The sequence below is a fragment of the Salinimicrobium tongyeongense genome, from assembly GCF_026109735.1.
GTDB classification, from domain to species: Bacteria; Bacteroidota; Bacteroidia; order Flavobacteriales; family Flavobacteriaceae; genus Salinimicrobium; species Salinimicrobium tongyeongense.
Genome location: NZ_CP069620.1, coordinates 652,903 through 670,902, shown reverse-complemented (window position 1 = coordinate 670,902; position 18,000 = coordinate 652,903). Strand labels below are relative to the sequence as shown.

The window sequence follows — 18,000 nt, the reverse complement described above, 5'->3', positions numbered from 1 at the left end:
AGAACGAGATAAGATTTGTGAGGAAATCTTTGAACAAGTGGAAAATTTTAAGAAAAATAGAGCGGTGTAAACGAGTCTTTAAATTGTAGTTTGACTGTGCTTAAATTGACCGATCTCATTCCATTAAATAGGATAAATAATCTATATCGATATAATAAAAAGTGAAAATTGTAAAAAGGAGTAATAACATTATGAGTACAAAGTATAACACACCAATGATAAACCGAAGGTTTAATATTTTATGCTTGATTTTTTTAAAATCTGATTTGAACCCCTCATAAATTACTCCATAAGATTTTTGAATCGTTAGTTCTTCGTCGTTAACGTCTTTACGAAGGCATTTTACATTATAAGCGGTCATTCTTAGGATTAGAAAAGCTATAATCGTATAGAGTAAATATGCCGCAAGTATGAGAATTAGAAATTCAGGTTGATCCTTTACCTTATAACTTGCGAATACGGTCGCCCCAAACGTAAGAGGGAATGATATTACTTGCTTACCAATCGAATCTATATTTCGATCGATAGTTTCAAAATATTTTCCTCTCTCTTCTTTAAATTCTGATTTGATTTTATCAAAAGCAAAATTTGAGACGTAGGTTTCATAATCTCTTTTAGCGAGATTCAGAAGACTATTATGTTCTCTGATAATTTCATTATATCGATTTTCTTCAGGAGTATTATGTACTCCTGCTATTACAATCTCCTTAAAAAATTGTATAAATTCTTTCTTTTCAAATTGTTCTTGGAATCGGCTGAATAAGCCGTTTAGATTCACGTTCTGAAAGAAAGTAACATCAGGCAAGTTGTACCCTACATTAAATACGCCGTGGGTTTTACTTATCAGGGTAAATTGATTATCTGTATCGCTCTTATATGGAGTAAATTCCGGGGTACGTAAGAAGTAGTCTAAAATTTGATGATACTCATGAATATTGTAAATGACAGCATTGCCTTCGTCATAGGTGTCATATTCTTTCTTCAGGATATGATGTCCGCTACTATTTAATATAATTATATTTTGAAGAATGAAGTTCTTTTTTATGCGGTCATATTTTTGAAAAAAATCATTCGTGCCAAAAAAAAAGCTGACATTGGTAATTTTACAAGAAGATAACTTAATTTCAATTGAACCTGCCACCAGCGTGTTCACCTCATAAAAAACATTTTCAATATTTGATTTTGCTTCCTGAAAATCAGACTTAATATTTAGTATCAATCTACTACCATCATATCTAGGTGAACCAGATTTAAGGTTCTTATTATAACATTCTAAAAATGTATCAATATTTTTATTTCCGGTCTTAGTATTGATCATATTGCTCCTGCATAGAGTTAGCCAGTTCTTCGGAATTTATAATCACCTTACCATTTTTGATTTGCACTCCATGTTGCCCAAATTGATCAAAGTCAACATTTATATTAATTCCTGGAACTGATGCCTTTATGGAAATCAACGATTTCCATTTCGGTGCGTCTCTTTTGAATTCAGAATCTATAGTTATCCCGTTAGAATCGGCAAAATCTCGAAGAGAATTTCTGTTTTCTTCGCCATAGAAAGTAGCCCCTAGTTCAAATAAATTAACACGCTTATCTTTTCTATTGTTTACCTGCTCAAATATAGCTTTATTGAATTCTCCGCGACTAAAAAGTTCTTTGCCCTCTTCGTCCACTGGTAAAGGAATTGTTTTAATTAGCTTAATCATGTTTTCAGTATTTACAGAATTCTTAATTAAGCCTGCTGCAAGTACCCAATCTTTAAAATAACCTGACACTTCCCCGTCTTGTTGAGTGGTTATTAAAGCTAAATAATTGCGATCATCTGATTGGGAATTGTAGATACTGAAGTTAAGCCTCACTCCCATCGCTATTTTCTCAATATTTATGTTTTCAGTACTATCTAAAACGTAAGCCCCTTCCTTTTTAATAATGTTTATCCCGGATTTTTTTCTAAGCAGTATTACTGAAAGATATCTGACTTTTTGAATAGTATAATCCGCGAAGAGATAATATCCCCCTACCGCAAAAGGTTCTTTGGCAACCTTTTCTCTCAATATATCTAAAGAATGTGTAAATGAGGAAAAATTATCATCTGATGGATTTTCTATATAATCCTTTAGTGTAAGGGTAAATTTATTTTCTTCATCTTCTTTAAAGGATGCATTTTTTAAGCTTGGACTGATATTTACTGCCTTATGGACTTGTTTAATAAGATTTAAAGCAAATTCATTTTTTTCCAACGGCTGGTCGGAGTAATCAATATCAGCCATCGTTTTTTTAGCTTCTTTTTCTAAATAATGTATGGCAATTTGTCGGATTTCTAATTCCATAAAGTGGAGGGTTTCTATCATTTAGGGCCACTAATGTAATTTAAAATCACAGCACTCGAAAATCGGATAGCAAAATGTTAAATTAAAATGGTTCTTCCTCCCGCGGTTTCTGCTCTGTTACCTTCCACTGCCCATCTTCTTTAACTAACTTGAAAATGCTCGGTTTTTCTTCGAACGAAGTAGAATAGCGCACCCAGGCTACGTCACTATTAATGGTATCCTCAATGACTTCAAAGTTAATTTCGGATTTTTCATCTTCAGCAAATAAATCCTGGAGGCTTGATAAAATGGCATAACTTTCGGTGGTGGTATGTTTTTTCAGGGTAGCATTGTCCTTGTAGTAGAAACTTTCTGCAACAATTTTAGCGGTCTCTGTGTGGGCCATTTTCTTTTCATTACAACCTACCAAAGCTAGAATGACAGAATAAAGGAGGATTCTTTTCATGACGCTTTTTAATTAGGATTATTGATATGTTTATGTGGTACTTTTAATTTAATATTTCTCCCGCCATTTTTTTCATTCAGTTCCAGTACTACCCTACGGTCATCTCCCAAAGAAAATTTTGGTAGCACGTACACCAGTTTTTCTGTTTCACCTTCTTTGACTCTAGTGGGCAGACCATATGTAAATATTGGTTCTTGATAATTGGTCTGAGAAGATTTCTTTTTACCTTTTTGCCTAGTCTCAATTCCCACATTCAGAAAATTTAAATCATAATCCAGGGATGATTTATTTTCTATATGGATAACGAAATACAGTTCTTCTTTATCAAATACAATATTTTCAACAGTTAAGACGATATCCTGATTCCGTTTTTTTAGCCCCCCTATTTTCTGTTTGCGTTCAACCAGAAAGGAGCAAAATTTGTCGTAGTAGTAGGTTTTGTCGCTTTCTTTAGGCTCTTCCTTGTTTACCCGAGATTCACCGATAACCTCAGGTTTTTCATTGCCTATGGTGTCAGATTTTAAAACAAAATAATTCAGCTGATCAAGGTGTTCCTTATATTTTAAAATATAAGAAAAAATAGAGCCGTTTGTGTTGATTACCAGAAGATTACTTTCTTTTCCGGGTTTGGCCTGTAAGAGTCCAAAATGCTGTTCCGCTTCCCGGTTATATGTAAAAACAAAATTGTCAGAACCTGTTATTCCCTGCCTTATAGGTTTCGGAAAGAACAGAGCCACATTCTTTTGGTCATTTGCAAAAATGGTGTCGAGGATTTTTCTTTCTTGTGCCAAACTGGGGTGAAATGCACAAGCGGTGAGGAACAATAGAAATAATACATTTGTTTTCATAAACCTGGTTTTAAAATGAGTTTGTAATCATTGAGTACGGTTACTTTTACGTTCCGGTTGTTGCGCCTAAGTACCTTGGTTATTCCACTAATTTGTGGCACACTTGGAATGTTTATTTCCTGAATAATATCATCCAGGACTTCACTGGTTGCCTCGGCGCGGAAACTGTTTTCCACGTAAATACCTTCGCTGCCATCCTGGAGGTCGAACGCCTTCAGGTTTACCGGATGATGGTCTATATTTTCAACTTCGACCAGTGTCCTGTTCGGCTGAAAACTAATAAAACCATAGACAACAGTATTTTTGGGAATCCATTGATCATTGATCTTTGCAGTGGATGTCAAGCGCATCCGGAGTCTGGAATTGGCTTTTACGACCTGGTTTCCATCCACCACAGCATATACAACCGAAGGGATATCCGCAGCAATAAGCTTACTATCTGAAGTAGGGGAGGAGGCAAAGAACAGTTGATGCTCCAATCCCATCTCTTTGGCCTCGATTTTCTGCTCTTGCTCTGTCTCCTCACTTGCCACTCGAGGAGTGGGGGTATCTAATTTTTGTTCTGGACTGAATTCCTGGTGTATTCTTTCTGAATATTTTATACGTCCGGATTCATAGATACTGTCAACAATCCTTTCCTTTTCCTTTTCGGTTAAATCTGTGTCATAAAAACCCAGGGAATCTATCAGCTTCTCATCGTAGATACTGGGAGCGTTGGTTTCCCGCACTTCCCTCAAATCATTTATGGCATCTAGTTTGGAATCGTATTCCTTCGATTCCTGTTCTAGTTCAGGCACCAAGGTTTGTTTCAAATTTTGGCTTTCACTTTTGTCATCGCCAAGAATCATAAGCGAATAGGAAATTAGAAATATGAATATTACTGCGATTACAGTCCCAAACACTATTTTATTCTTCTTAATTTTCATTATCTAGTTTCTTTAAAGTGTTTTCAAAGTAGTTTGTGATAAGCAACCCGTGTGGGTTGTTTGGGAAATTTCGATCTACAGTGATCAGGTTTCCTGTGGAAACCAGCTCATAAGTGTCAATTACAGATCCGCGGTTGATCTCAAAAATTGTTGTGGTTTTAAAGCTGTACTTTTCTTCTTGTTCCTCCAGTTCAGAGTTAACACTAAGTATCTTTTGAACCAGTGAATATTGAATTAATCTGTTGTAAACACCATCAGCTTTCTTCTGACGGTATAGATTATCGACAGAGCTATTTCCCAGCCAAAGTGCTTTTTCAAGATTTTTCTCATAATTGCTGGCATCGATGTTATAGAAGTAATTGTGAAATAACGCCAAATGTGCCAGTGCTTCCACCTTGAAGTTTTCTTTTTGGGAAACCAGTTTTAACGGGATTACCTCTCCGTTTGTATTAACCGCAAAGGCACTATTTAGTGCTTTTTTATTGATTGAAAATGCTATCCATCCCGAAAAGATGCTCGAAGAGAATGCGCAAATAACTACAGCAATAACTACAAACCTGTTTAACTTTAACACGGAATATATATTTTGATAAGGTGTTTTCATGATGTAAAAAGTCTTAGTGTAAAAGAAGTTGCCCGCCTGTAAAGTTTAAACTTCAGGAAAAAGATAAACCCGATGGATCCCAGTTCAACTACCGGGGCAAAAAAATCACTACCCACGTCAGTACCGAAAAGGTTCGTCCAAAAATTGGTATTAATTTCCGTGTATATGGCATTAATAAAAACGTTTACCAGGAAAAATGCCGGAACGAGCATATAGACTGCGGCATACAACTTGAAGAAGTTATACGCCAGGGAACGAAACTTCTCGAACACGGCCAGGCTAATGACCAGAGGGAAAAAAGCCTGCATTAACCCTAATAAAAAATAACGTTCAGCCAGGAACAATGGATAGATGAACAGGTCCAAAATCCATAGTAGAAGACTTAGAATAAAAGCTATCATTTTAAAGCCATACAAGGGAGTTAATAAAAATTCGTACAACAAAGACATGGCCTTTCTTGCAGCATCCACTATGCTTACATCTTCTTCAATGGGGATGTCCTGCATTTGCAAGGGTAGCAAGGCAGGAGCCGTATCCCGATAGCGATCTTCAATGGCCACTAAAATTTCATCAAAAAATCCTAAAATTTGTGTGGAGAAAATTACCAGTAGCACAACTGCAAAATTCTTTGCAAGTTCCCCCGGGCTTAGTCCCCAAGTATAGCCTTCTTTATCGGCAATGCCTTCATTGTATTTCTTAAGAATGTTCACAAGAAAAAAGAGCACAGCCAGCGTTTTCATTCCCACTATGGTGTACTGTGAAAATTCACTGTTCTGTATGGTCTGGAAAACAGTATCTACATATTCCAGTCCAATTCCTAAAAGAATGATAACACTCATCTCTAAAAATTTGTTTCACGATTGTTGATCTTATCCTGCATCTTTCTGAAAGAAATGATATTCCGATAGCGGTTGGTTTTCATATTGATCTCCATAACCATTTCCCTGGACTGAATTTCCTTTTCCTGAAGCATTTCTGTACGCTCCCCGTCACTCATTTTTAGATAATCACTGGACAAGATTTCATCTATGAAATCCATTGTTTCCAAAGAATTATCTACAATGGCATTAAAAGATTCCGATATCCGTATAACTTCTTCCGGTTTGATATAGGGCGAGTCCAGGATTTCTCTTAGATCGTTTTGCATTACCCCAATAAGACGTTGATTGTTTCGGCCTATTTCATGAACTGCCTTCAGTTGCTTCACCACAGAATTCACCTTTTCAAGATTTTCTTTCTGCTGTTTTAGAAATTCCGCAGTTTTTAAGAGTTGAGCGGTTTGCTTGGCAGATTCAACTAGTGACTTCACCAGGCTGATAAAGTTCGTGTTATCGTACACCGGCATTCCCTGACCGGCGGAACTGGCATTTATGAATAGTATCAAACTTAGGGTTAAAAGTAAATTTTTCATGTTTTTAAATTTTTATAGTTAGCCGATTTTCTGTCGTATATAGCCTAATGGCCTTTTCCATATCATGATGTTCCCGGTAGAGCCTCATTATTTCTTCATTTTCAAATCCATCAGTTAAATAAGCTGCATATACCTCCCTTGGCACTTCCAGACGAAAAACATTGCTTTCCTTTCCAATCTTGATAAACATTTCGGTGTACTTGCGCTCTCCGGAAAGATTGTTCCTGATAGATTTTAACTGGTTAAGGTCATGACTGGAAAGGTTTAACCGCGTGGCCAGCTCCTTATATCCCTTTTCATTGTGCAGGCTGTAAATAACCTGGGTGTTCTCCAGAATGCTTGCCGAGGTGGAATTGTTTGGCAACTGGTTAATAGATTGTAAAATGATACCGATTGCCCCGTTCTGTTTCCGAATTGCTTGATAGTAGAACTCTACACTCTCCAGTACGTTTTCAAATTTTAATTGCTTGGCAAATTCATCAAATAGAATAATTCCTTTCTCCGCAGGGTTTTTCCAAATGGTCCGCTGGATAGCAGATTTGATAAGCTTAAGCATTACCGAAAGAACTTCCTTATTGTCCTTTACTTCATCAAGCTCAAATACAATCAATCGTTTGTCTTCAATTTTATAGGTCTGATCCTCGCTAATTTCAAAAAGAAAGCTGTACAGGCCGTCCCTGACATATTCGGACATCACGTGTAGAAAGTTGACTATGTTGAAATAATCAGGATGGATCTTGAGTTTTGGAAGTAGATCTTTTTGATTGGTTTCTATGAACCTATAAAAACTATCCAGGGAATGTTTTTCGGGAACGTTGGAGTAGTAATAGCGCAATATTTTTTTGATTGAAACAGACTGGGCCTTGGTTACTTTCAAATCGGAACCAAACAGTTCAAACAGGAACATTGACAAATCTTCCAGACGTTCAGGCGTGATATCCTTTGGATTACTGATATAGAACGGATTGATGCCTAGATTTTTTCCACTCTCATATCTCAACACTATATATTTCTCCGGATATAACTTTGCGAACTTTGTATAAGATCCACCAAGATCAATAATTACAAGGCGAACTCCGCTCTCAAAGTACTGCCGCAGAATATTATTGGCCAGAAAAGATTTTCCTTCCCCTGTAGGGGCAAAAATGGCAAAGTTTCGTGCTTTAATCCGCTTCTTTATTTCGTCCCATACATCCTTTAGCACTGGGATGTTGTGTTCACGATCATTGAAGATGATTCCTGTGGGATCAGATTTGTAATTTGTGTTATTGATCAGCAGGCAAAGCGCATGTTTTAAATCGGTCACATATAAATCTGCATTGGAAAAATTGGAAGAAAAACAACAGTAGCTATTTAGGACATAGTTTTTTCGTTCCTCTCCCCTCGGGTAGTACGGCGTAATATCCAGCTCCTTAAATTCAGTCTTTACCTTCGAAGCTATCTGGGCCAGCTCTCCGGTTTCCTTAGCCCAATAGATGACATTGAGATGACCACGGATAATCCTGGAGGTATCATCCGCATTAATTTGATCAAGGATATGCTGAATTTTACCCAGCACCACCTTGTTCTGAGATCCGAAATTTGAACTCTTATTGAGTTCTTCAATTTTGTTCTCAAGAAGCTTCCGCCATTTTTGTTTGTCATCGAGGTAGAGAATCTGGTTCACCATATGATTTTCATTAAGGGTCAAGCCGAGGCCGTCAATAAAACCCTGGTGGAATACAAAATCATCCGAAGTAAACCTTTCGTTGACCTTACTGCTCTGAACAGTTTCGCCAAAACAGCGTTCGCTGTTGATAGCAAGGGCATCAAAAAAATTATCACCAACCTGAATATTGGATTTATTCAGTAGTATATCTGTATCAAAACCTTCCTGAAAGCCATTAAAGAAGCTATTGGTCAAAGCCTGAATTTCCACTTCACCAAGGGGAACAAAAGACATTTTTCGGCTATTATTGATAAAGGAAACGGAATCGCTGACAGAGCTGATAAAACTATTGAGATTATCATCCAATTCCTGCCACGTCCCTTTAGAGACCTTTCGAAATGGATTGACATACTTCCGGTTATTTAATGCTTTGTTTTTGGTGAGAATGAAAAACAGATAGCAGCGATGTTCCATATATTCCCTGCCTTTGAAATGTTCGTGTGTTGCCTTTTCTAAAAAAGTAGTATTCGGCAACTGATCGGCAGCATATGATTTTTTTAAGTAAATATCCTGTTTGTGTACAACACTACCTGTGGGCAGGGATTTTAGAGCCTGAAACCATACTCCATGGATGTCTTCTAAATCCTTTTCAGATAAAGAGTAGATTTCAGGTAACATCCCCTCATAACAAAGAACCACGTTACCATTATTGGCAAAAATGATATTGTCCTGAATATTGATTATGGACGTAAATTCCGAAAGATTAATCTTGCTCATAATTTAAATTTGAATTTCTTCTGTTGCTGATGATTTTTGGATATTTTACCGACACCTGAAAGAGCTGCGATGTTCTGGTTATTCTAATTAGTACTGCATAAAGGATACAATTGAAGATTAAAGCACCAATGATGATCCAAAGGCTGAAAGAGAAAATGATGACCAGTAATGAAGCTACTACACAAATCATCATTAAAGCAAATGAGGAGATGGGCAGCCCAAAAATGACAGCCCCTTTCCTAATGTTCCTATAGACTTCAAATTGTTTCATTAGACCACGATTGAAATCAAATAGGTGAAGATGCCTACTACTGCTCCTGCTATAAGGACAAAGACGAGCACCCGGGTAATTCCTTTTTTGAGGTCTGCATTTTCTCCAAAGAAGTGGCCTGCATTAAACAGGAAGCCGACAAGAAAGATCACCCCAAGAAGGATGGGGAAAATGATCCGGATAGTATCGGCAATGTCATTAACCGAATTTTCGATTCCCCCGATTTGTGCAAAAAGCGGGAAAGAAACCAGGGACAAAATAAATGTGGGATAGATTGATTTTTTCATAACGAGAAGTTTAGAATTTTGTGTTGTTTTTGTCATAGAAAAAATACATATATTTAAATATAAAGTACTGTAAATCAATTAAATAAATAAAAAATAATATTTGATTCTCAAGAGGTTAGTTTGATATTATTTGATATCAAATTGAATCGAAATCACCAGGAGAATTTGTAACACTCTGTAAATTTTAAATGCTCATGAGGCTGAAAAACGTCATTTTTCTGGTTTTGCTCCTGAAAATGTGTGTCATTTTTGGGCAGGAAAAAGAACATCAAAAAAGAATTATTGTCGATGTTGGCCATGGAGGAAAAGATCCTGGTGCCATCGGAATAAATGGAATCCAGGAAAAAGATGTTGTCCTGGCCATAGGAAAAGAAATGATCAGGCTCAATAAATCAATATTTGGAGATGAGTATGATATTTATCTTACAAGATATAATGATAATTTTTTCACCCTTTCCGAAAGAATTAACTTAGCAAAATCATTAAGGGGAGATATATTTATTTCCTTGCATTGCAATTCATTCTATAGGGATTCCAGGGGAATTGAAATTTTTACATTTAATTCTGAAATCAAAAAAGCTGACTATAACACCAGAACTTCAATCGCTCTTGGGGATGAAATTATAAGAGAGTCTACTCTTAATATAAACATTGCAAACAGAGGTATGAAGTTGGCCAAGTTTCAGGTTCTCAGGGAAATGATTAGGTTTTGTCCGGCTATTCTAATTGAAGTGGGTTTTCTAAATAATCCGGTTGAGGCAGTGCATTTTTCGAGATCATCAGGTATTACAGCAATAGCATTGGCTATTTTATCAGGATTAAGTAATCATTCAAAATCGGAATAATGAAAGAAGCATTTTTAAAGGTAATTAGGAGTATTGGAAATGTGGTAAAAGCTTTTGTGTCAGAGATTTTTAAGCATCTATCGAGCATCAAAAAATAGGATATTGTCCGGTGGTATGCTGTGTTAGTCGTTGGTCAAACTTATATACTCTAGATACTTCATTTTTATTTTCTTTTATCCCCTGCATTTTCATCAAAAGCTATAAGATTGAATAACTCGCGCATTCGACTGCGAACGCGGTTTCCGTAACGATCCTCCAGCTCTTCAGCGTTCAGATTGGTCGTAGCATGGGTTTTAATTTTCTGCTTTGTTTGTAGAAAAAGTTCATGGCGCGATAAAAGAATTTCCCCCATTACATTACAATCTTTTCCGTAGAACCTTCCGGGAGGTTCCACCCCTAAATCATCAAAACAGTAGAATTTTGTATTTCCGTAATCTTCAATCGTCTTGTACCCAAGATGGTTGAAACTAAAAGTTACATTACGGCTTGGAATCATTTCGTATGGCCGTCGCAGAGGAACCAGGTGGCGAAGTAGTTTCATTAAGCTGGTTTTTCCACATCCTACTGGACCAGACAATAAAAGACCTTTCTTGATATCGATTTCAAATTTATCGCAGTTCACTTTATCCTTGATAAAGTACGAGCACAGCTTTAGCAAAATATCCCTGTCTTCCTTGTAGATTTTGAAATTCTCGCCAAACAGTAGCTTTCCTTTCGCATTTAGGTAAATCAGGATTTTAGGAAAATCGTAAAGCACCGATTTTCCATCAAACTTGCCAAGCGAATACTCTATGCCGCCTTCCATAATTTTAGAGGGGTTGTCCATAATCCTTGGTTTTAGTGGTTCGCAGGTTGTCCCGATTTTGGGATGCTCCCTTTTTATTTGTTTTGTTTTCTACAGCAAATAGTTTGGTTCGATCCATCCAGGTCACGGCTAAAGCCTGCCAATCACGAATTGCTTTTCCATCCCTTGTTTTCCAATCGTTAGCTTCATAATGTTCAAAGAATTTTTTTCCTTCACCGGCAGAATAACCTTTTTCTTTAAAAAAATATAAAATAGCCTGCCTGTCCTTTGGCTGTTTATTAATGTTTACATTTTTAGTACTGTTTATATTAGATACTAATGCTTGTCCACTCATGGGACGGTGCGGGTTCGCTGCTTGGCCACCATTGGGACAGTGGCGGTACACTACTGGTTCATTTTTGGGATGATACTGTTCCGCGAGCTGTTCCAATATAGGATCGTGATCTTCCGTGAACGATTTGTCTGATGTCTCAAAATTGAACATCTTGATTTTACTGCCTTTGTATGGATTGTTGGATGGGAAATAGGTAAGGTAGTTCCAAGAATCAAGATCTACCATGCACCTATGATATGTAGATTTTGAGCCGATCTTGGCCACACGCATCAGTTCCCTTCGGTTAATGAAAAACTCACTTGCAAATCGGCTGCTGTTCCACTCCTGGAATAAGGCCATATACAAGCTAATATGGGTCGGATTCAAACGGTCATCAAAAAAGAACTTTTCAAAAGCCGCATTCAGTTGCTTAATGTAATTCATGACAATTAATCAAAATTGTGATGCACCCGATTGGCGGTCATTACATTTTGGATTTCCTCGGCATCATAGTAAATAATTCCTCCAACTTTGGTATAGGGTAGGGTGCCGTTAATTCTTAAATTCTGAAGAGTTCCCGGACTTACCTGGAGCAGATCCATCACATCTGAAGATTTTAGATATTTCTTCAAAGTTCCTGATGATTGTTTGCTGATGAGATCTCTAATCTCCTCGAGCAACTCCATTTTGAATTCCCGAAGATCGTCTGTAGTTATAATACTTGTGGGCATAATAGAACGGTTTTTAAAGAAAGGGACTATCAATTGATTAATGTTTTTAGTTGATAGTCCCTATCAAGGTTTGACTTTCGTTCTACAAAGTTGGGAGGATTTACTGGATATTATTCCCCAGTACGACCGTAGTACGGTCAAAATTTAACATCTTGAAATTTGACCTGATCTGGACAGATTTCAAGTCTGTTCGGTTGTTTTTGTATTGTCAAATAGCATGAAAATACATTACGATTTGGTAAGAACAAGATTTCGGTATGTCAACCGTAGTACGGTTTTTTTTAACAATACTTGAAAGGCTGAAAAAATACTATAAATTCTATCCGAATAAAGGAGATGTGGCTATGAAATTCATCTGTTCATTTCTCTCCCACTAAGGCGTCTATCTGGTTAAAACCAGAAGATTGGGTAGAAAAGGTGAGAACTTTTTCTAAACTTTCGGTAAAATTATCTTTAGAGTTCTGGTTGACTTGTTTTGATGCCAATGAAGGGCCCCATTACCTGAACAAATTAGATTACAACGATTTATACACTAGAGCAAAAACAAGACTTGAAAATATTTCGGAAATCACACATGATTTGAAGAAGGAGGAATATCCTTAAAGGGTTAATAGAGTAACATTAAGTCGAAATTTTATTAATTCACAATTTCATTTATCAGGTCAATCCGCTCTAGCAACTTATTCACCAGTTCCTCTTTGGTGACAAAATACTTCTTGTATTTGCCTGTTGTTTTCCCATTTGTAATGGAAACTGTAACTCTCCAATTGCCATCATTCAGTTTGCTGGCCAATTCCGGTAGTTCCTTGGAGGGAATAAACAGAATATCATCATCCATCTCCATTCTTTCCTGGTTAAAAGATAAGCCAACTATAAAGTAGGAGTGATGCGGTTTAAAGGTAGTCCCGTTGATAGTTAAGATTAAGGTATTTCGTTTGTGAACATTAAACCTGGTTTTAACCTGGAGATAAATAGGATTATAAATCTTTTCCTTTAGAACTATAAGATCTATTCCCCGATCATCAATTACAGGTTTATAGACATTAAGTAGGCCCTGACTGTACAACAGGATGATTTCTTTTACCCTGTCTTCTCCTATATTTCCTTTTGACTGGGAGGAGAGGCCAGAAACATCAATAAAAGTTTCTTCTTCCTTTTCTTCGGAATCTTCTATTTTTTCCTGTTGCTGAAGGCTTATAGTGATTAAATCTTCTGAAATATCTACCGAAACCATATTCCCGGTCTTGAGCTTATGCTTTTTGAAAAAAGGGGTTAAACCAAAAATGCGGTTGTGGTCGGCGTTGTAAGTTTTGATGCTGGAGGTTTTCTCCCCCGGAAGCAGTAGCCTTACTTCGGTATTTTCATTGGGCAGTAATTCCCGTGCTTTTGCAGGTACATAGAGAAAACCCAATTTCTTTTCCACCTCTATGAGTTTACGTTGATAAGTGATGGATTTGTTCATGTTTCTTTTTACTCTTTTATTGATTGTATTTATGCCTACAACCTTATGAGTCGCAAAAATAAGTCTATCGTACGGGTCTGAAATTAGTTTAATTTTAATTGTAGTTTATACGCAATGGAATTACATATTTCAAAAAGGTCTTCAGGTATTCCATGGGTGCTGGAGCAATCGGGACATGGCTTATCTGCAGCTTTATATTTCTCCATAGATAAGAAATTTCCTCTAATCTTAGCGTCATAGTGAAATTTTAAACTAGATATAAGTTGAGACTTTACTTCCCTATTTTCTATGATTTTATCAGTGAAAATTTCCTGGTTCAGTGATTCTGAAATACTCAGAAACATTAAAAGTAATTGCCTCAATTCTTCGAATTTGGGCTCCAAAAGGTAAGCAGATCTCCATTCGTTTCCGTAAAATATAGATTTTCTTATCTTGAGTAATTGAGATATTGCCTGGGGGCCAGAATATAATTTAAAATCGGGTTTCGTCCCGGAGTCGCTGTTATTATTTGTATAACTGAAAGTTCTTATTTCTTCGGATAAAGAACTTATTCTTTCTTTGTAACGCAGTGTAAGTTTTTCAAGTTTTTCATTTTCCTGTTGAATCTTGAATCGTTTTTGAATTTCTCTGTTTGCTTTTACTTGTGCCTTTAAGGTCAAATACAATAACACAGAACCAATGAAACTTATAAAGATTGCCGTTGTGTCAGAAATTCTGTCCCCTATATATCCTTTGTCACTGAAGGATATGAAGCCGAGATCCTGGATAAATAAAAGGGGGGAAAGAAATTAATACTATACCAATGACAATGAGGAGCCAAATTTGTTTTTTTTAGATTTCCATGTGCTCAATCCTTAGTTTACCAACTGCCCCACCTTGCTCACCACCCGGTATTCCACTTCATCGAGTTGTTCAAAGTGTGCTTTGCCGCATTTTATTTTTAGTTGTTCGTCAACCTTGAGTTTTGTCAGGTCTACCTCCCCGGAACCGGTATCCTTGGTTTCAGCGACAAAATAAATCTTCGAATCATCTTCAAATACTACCGCCCAGTCAGGATTGTAGGTACCAATAGGAGTGGAGACCTTGAACCAAAAAGGTAATTTGAAGTAGAATTTTATCTGTGGACTACTTTCACAATCCTGAGCAAACTTGCTTTCGGTGCCAGAATCCAGAGGCATTAAATCTTCATAAATTGTTTTTGTGCGATCGCTTACCTTGAAGGTGAATTCGTTTACAAATATTTCCAGTTCCTGTGCCTCGAATAGCTTCATTTCATATTCCAGGCCGCCTATCTCCTCATACTTGATTCCTTCTATCATCAAATTGAAGAGGCTCCTGTTAATGGCATTGGACGATAAATCCAAAAACAGTTGGGGATTCACTAGTACATCCTTTATACGTCCCGATTCGCTAAGAATTTCATATACCGTAGATCGTGTGAGTTCCGTCTTGCTTTGAATATAGCCCAGGACATCGGGAATTTGCCAGCCGTAGTTTTCATATGATTCCACTTTATCCCCGGCGTACGTGGTTTCAATTCCTTTTTCGTCCATGCCAATGGAAACCTTGGTCGATCTTATGGACGGGGCTTTGACTGGAGGGAGTTCTTTGACCGCTTTTGCTGCGGCATTGATCAATTCCGATGTCTTATAATCAACCCGATATTTCGTCCTTTGTTTGATCTTCTCCCAAATTTCAAGGAATTTAGGATCGGCTTCAAAACCTTTGCGGTATTTCACAGCTTCCCGGTCTTTTCGGTTTTTGATCTTTCCTTTAAATTGTACCCCACATTCTTCCTCTATCTCCTTCTGTAGAGCCTTTGCAAAATCATCGTAGGCTTCGTTGGCTATAACAGTCAACCGATTGATGTTCTGGTCGTAAATCCTATTGCCGTCCCGGTCAACAGCCAGTCTTAGTCCGCGGCCTATTTCCTGGCGTTTCTTTATGTCAGATTTTGTTTCGTTCAAGGTACAGATCTGGAAGACATTTGGGTTGTCCCAACCTTCACGCAAGGCCGAATGGGAGAAAATAAACCGCAGTGGGGTTTGGAGGTCCAATAACTTCTCCTTGTCTTTCATGATAAGGCTGTAGGTGTCATCATCAGCCTTGGTCATGCCCGAGGTGTCTTTTAGTATTCCTTTTTTATCTGTGGAAAAATATCCGTTATGCACCTTGTCCACAGGAAAATTGTCTAAATTCTTGAAAGCAGGTTTTGAAACGTATTCCTGATAAATTTCTTCAAACCACCGGGCGAATTTCCCGGGGAGGACAACCCCTGTTTCACTGTATTCCCTGTAGTTGGCCACTTTGTCTATAAAGAAGAGGGAGAGGACCTTGATTCCTTTTGGTTGAAGGCGTTTTTCCTTTTTGAGGTGTTCCTCTATTGTTTTCCTTATCTGGAATTTCATTACTTCGTCACCGAGTCCACCCTGGCTATTTCCCTGGTAGAGGAGGTTCCCATTGGATATTGAAATGCATTTGTTCGCCGCATCTATTTCCTCAATGATATAACCGTTGGAATAAACTTCCCTTTGATTGGAAAGCCGGTAAAGATCATCGCCAACTTTTACAGAAACCTTTTTCTTTTTCACCCCTCCTTTGTCATTCACATTAATGGAAATTTTTGCCAGGACTTTGGTCTTGGTCGCAGTGATAGATTCTACAGCAACAAAAGCATCGTTATATGCATTTTCTTCCATAATGGAATCTACCTCAATCTGCTTTACAAGACCCAGGTCATAAGCTTTAACTGGATTGAGGCTGTAAATGAGATTATACCTATTCCTGTGCGTGGCCGAAAAACGGAGCGTACAGAGGGGCTTTAAATTTTCTAATGCAGCAGCCCTTTTTTCTGTCTCCATGTTCTGGGGTTCATCCACAATTACAATAGGATTGGTGGACTGGATAAACTCCACAGGTTTCTGGCCGCTTAATTTGTCATTGGGACGGTTAATGATATTTTCATCCTTGGCAAAGGAGTCGATGTTGATTACCAGGATTTCAATGGTGTTTCCGGTAGCGAACCTTCTAAGGACAGATACCTTTGAGCTATCGTACACCTGGAAATTCACCGGGATATTATCGTACAGGTTTTGAAAATGGTCGTGGGTAATTTGCAGGTTTTTCAATACACCCTCCCTAATGGCGACCGAAGGGACTACGATAACATATTTTTTGAAGCCGTACTTCTCGTACAGTTCGTAAACACTCCTTAGGTAGACATAGGTTTTTCCCGTACCGGTTTCCATTTCTACAGAAAAGTTCATTCCATCCAATTCCTTCGAAGGTAGAATATCATTTTTTTTCTGGATTTCCTGAAGGTTTTGCAGTACCTGTTCTTCAGAAAGGGCGAGTTTATTGCTTACCCCATTGATGAAATTAAGGCTGGATTCCTCCTGAAGCCCAAACTCCCTTATGGAATCTTCTGTGGGTTGACCTTCAAAAATTCCTGTTATCGCATTAAAGGCTTCTTTTTGATATTCGAGATCTGCTTCAAATTTAAACTTCATGCCTTATATAAGATTTTACCATAATCATCGATATGTTCTTTAAGTGCAGGTTCTTTAATTGACCTGTAGTTTAAACAATCTATTTCGTAAAGAAGCTCCAGGTCCTCCAGCGCATTTAAGATTTTGAGATGTTCTTCATGAGATAAATAACGAGAAATAATAACGAGATCGATATCAGAGCCTGGACGATAGTTACCCATAGCTCGAGAACCAAATATTTTTACCATTTCGATTTCCGGAAAACTCCTAAACACATCGTTGAGTAGATTAAGAGTCTCAGAAGAAAGTCCGTAATTATTTAAAGTATTGTTGCTCAAGGGTAATATATAGTTTTTGCATAAGTGGAAAGAAAATCTCTATAATATCGCGGGTAATTTCGTCGGCAGTTTCTTCGTTGTAAGTATGTGAGGTGAGATTTCTGGATTTGAGCATTTTTCTCCAGCCATCGTGATCTTCAATAATTCCACGGGATAAAGCCTTTTTAAGGATACCACTGTTGCCCGAAATTTCCTCGGGAGCTTCTCCTGTGAATTTCATATAATCCTTCATGGTGAGAAGAAATAGTTCAAAAGTATATTCAAAGCGCTGAATAAGGCCTTCCCTTTCCAGATCTAACTGTTCAAGTTCTCCCATAAGGAATTGTTCATTTTTAGTGTCCAGATTTTCCCTTAGATCAACTCTTTTTTCCTGGTACAGTTCAAAGTCAAATAGATCCAAACCACGTTTTAGTTTCTGAAAAGCCTTTTCGAGATTATTGAATCGCTGCTTCCATCTTACCTGCTCCATAT

20 protein-coding genes are annotated in these 18,000 nt (G+C 37.5%); 2 read left to right on the top strand and 18 right to left on the bottom strand.

Features of this window, described 5'->3' with window-relative positions:
- Positions 1-115 precede the first annotated feature (115 nt).
- The 9 genes from JRG66_RS02980 to JRG66_RS02940 form a co-directional block, all read right to left on the bottom strand.
- On the bottom strand, positions 116-1,318 hold the full coding sequence (locus JRG66_RS02980; RefSeq protein WP_265164255.1) for a hypothetical protein: 1,203 nt from the start codon (positions 1,316-1,318) through the stop codon (positions 116-118).
- Complete coding sequence (locus JRG66_RS02975) at positions 1,305-2,330, bottom strand: nucleoid-associated protein (RefSeq protein WP_265164254.1); 1,026 nt, start codon at positions 2,328-2,330, stop codon at positions 1,305-1,307. The genes JRG66_RS02980 and JRG66_RS02975 overlap by 14 nt, the downstream gene beginning before the upstream one ends.
- Positions 2,331-2,412: 82 nt before the next feature.
- Positions 2,413-2,775: a hypothetical protein gene (locus tag JRG66_RS02970; RefSeq protein ID WP_265164252.1), complete on the bottom strand. Its 363-nt coding sequence runs from the start codon at positions 2,773-2,775 to the stop codon at positions 2,413-2,415.
- Positions 2,776-2,783: 8 nt separating this feature from the next.
- Entirely contained in the window at positions 2,784-3,623 is an 840-nt protein-coding gene (locus tag JRG66_RS02965; protein ID WP_265164251.1) for a DUF4138 domain-containing protein, read from the bottom strand.
- A complete protein-coding gene (traM, locus tag JRG66_RS02960) occupies positions 3,620-4,549 on the bottom strand; it encodes a conjugative transposon protein TraM (RefSeq protein ID WP_265164250.1) in 930 nt (309 codons plus the stop codon). The genes JRG66_RS02965 and traM overlap by 4 nt, the downstream gene beginning before the upstream one ends.
- Entirely contained in the window at positions 4,539-5,153 is a 615-nt protein-coding gene (locus tag JRG66_RS02955; protein ID WP_265164249.1) for a conjugal transfer protein TraK, read from the bottom strand. Before JRG66_RS02955 ends, traM begins: the two co-directional genes overlap by 11 nt.
- The gene (locus tag JRG66_RS02950; RefSeq protein ID WP_265164247.1) at positions 5,150-5,992 is read right to left on the bottom strand and encodes a hypothetical protein; all 843 of its coding nucleotides are present in this window, start codon (positions 5,990-5,992) and stop codon (positions 5,150-5,152) included. The genes JRG66_RS02955 and JRG66_RS02950 overlap by 4 nt, the downstream gene beginning before the upstream one ends.
- A gap of 2 nt (positions 5,993-5,994) precedes the next feature.
- Positions 5,995-6,564, bottom strand: coding sequence for a conjugal transfer protein (locus tag JRG66_RS02945; RefSeq protein ID WP_265164246.1), 570 nt, complete (start codon positions 6,562-6,564; stop codon positions 5,995-5,997).
- A gap of 4 nt (positions 6,565-6,568) precedes the next feature.
- A complete protein-coding gene (locus tag JRG66_RS02940) occupies positions 6,569-8,989 on the bottom strand; it encodes a TraG family conjugative transposon ATPase (protein ID WP_265164245.1) in 2,421 nt (806 codons plus the stop codon).
- Positions 8,990-9,099: 110 nt separating this feature from the next.
- Between JRG66_RS02940 and JRG66_RS15570 the strand changes: the two genes are divergently transcribed.
- The gene (locus tag JRG66_RS15570) at positions 9,100-9,243 is read left to right on the top strand and encodes a hypothetical protein (protein ID WP_307726305.1); all 144 of its coding nucleotides are present in this window, start codon (positions 9,100-9,102) and stop codon (positions 9,241-9,243) included.
- A 16-nt stretch (positions 9,244-9,259) separates the two neighbouring features.
- On the opposite strand, the gene JRG66_RS02930 is transcribed toward JRG66_RS15570, so the two are convergent.
- Positions 9,260-9,547 carry a hypothetical protein gene (locus JRG66_RS02930; RefSeq protein WP_265164243.1) on the bottom strand — a complete coding sequence of 96 codons (288 nt, stop codon included), beginning with the start codon at positions 9,545-9,547 and terminating at the stop codon, positions 9,260-9,262.
- Between the two features lie 194 nt (positions 9,548-9,741).
- Between JRG66_RS02930 and JRG66_RS02925 the strand changes: the two genes are divergently transcribed.
- Positions 9,742-10,392 carry an N-acetylmuramoyl-L-alanine amidase family protein gene (locus JRG66_RS02925; protein ID WP_265164242.1) on the top strand — a complete coding sequence of 217 codons (651 nt, stop codon included), beginning with the start codon at positions 9,742-9,744 and terminating at the stop codon, positions 10,390-10,392.
- A gap of 163 nt (positions 10,393-10,555) precedes the next feature.
- On the opposite strand, the gene JRG66_RS02920 is transcribed toward JRG66_RS02925, so the two are convergent.
- The 8 genes from JRG66_RS02920 to JRG66_RS02885 all read right to left on the bottom strand — a co-directional run bounded on the left by JRG66_RS02920 (position 10,556) and on the right by JRG66_RS02885 (position 17,998).
- A complete protein-coding gene (locus tag JRG66_RS02920; RefSeq protein ID WP_265164241.1) occupies positions 10,556-11,218 on the bottom strand; it encodes a P-loop NTPase family protein in 663 nt (220 codons plus the stop codon).
- Entirely contained in the window at positions 11,202-11,954 is a 753-nt protein-coding gene (locus JRG66_RS02915; protein ID WP_265164239.1) for a hypothetical protein, read from the bottom strand. Before JRG66_RS02915 ends, JRG66_RS02920 begins: the two co-directional genes overlap by 17 nt.
- A 5-nt stretch (positions 11,955-11,959) precedes the next feature.
- Positions 11,960-12,241 carry a helix-turn-helix domain-containing protein gene (locus tag JRG66_RS02910; RefSeq protein ID WP_265164238.1) on the bottom strand — a complete coding sequence of 94 codons (282 nt, stop codon included), beginning with the start codon at positions 12,239-12,241 and terminating at the stop codon, positions 11,960-11,962.
- A gap of 637 nt (positions 12,242-12,878) precedes the next feature.
- Positions 12,879-13,703 carry a hypothetical protein gene (locus tag JRG66_RS02905; RefSeq protein ID WP_265164237.1) on the bottom strand — a complete coding sequence of 275 codons (825 nt, stop codon included), beginning with the start codon at positions 13,701-13,703 and terminating at the stop codon, positions 12,879-12,881.
- A gap of 83 nt (positions 13,704-13,786) precedes the next feature.
- Positions 13,787-14,374 (bottom strand): hypothetical protein, encoded by a 588-nt coding sequence (locus JRG66_RS02900; protein WP_265164236.1) that lies wholly within the window; start codon positions 14,372-14,374, stop codon positions 13,787-13,789.
- Positions 14,375-14,557: 183 nt separating this feature from the next.
- Positions 14,558-17,212 (bottom strand): restriction endonuclease, encoded by a 2,655-nt coding sequence (locus JRG66_RS02895; protein WP_265164235.1) that lies wholly within the window; start codon positions 17,210-17,212, stop codon positions 14,558-14,560.
- Positions 17,209-17,529, bottom strand: coding sequence for a nucleotidyltransferase domain-containing protein (locus JRG66_RS02890; RefSeq protein WP_265164234.1), 321 nt, complete (start codon positions 17,527-17,529; stop codon positions 17,209-17,211). The genes JRG66_RS02895 and JRG66_RS02890 overlap by 4 nt, the downstream gene beginning before the upstream one ends.
- Positions 17,507-17,998 (bottom strand): nucleotidyltransferase substrate binding protein, encoded by a 492-nt coding sequence (locus JRG66_RS02885; RefSeq protein WP_265164233.1) that lies wholly within the window; start codon positions 17,996-17,998, stop codon positions 17,507-17,509. The genes JRG66_RS02890 and JRG66_RS02885 overlap by 23 nt, the downstream gene beginning before the upstream one ends.
- Positions 17,999-18,000: the final 2 nt, after the last annotated feature.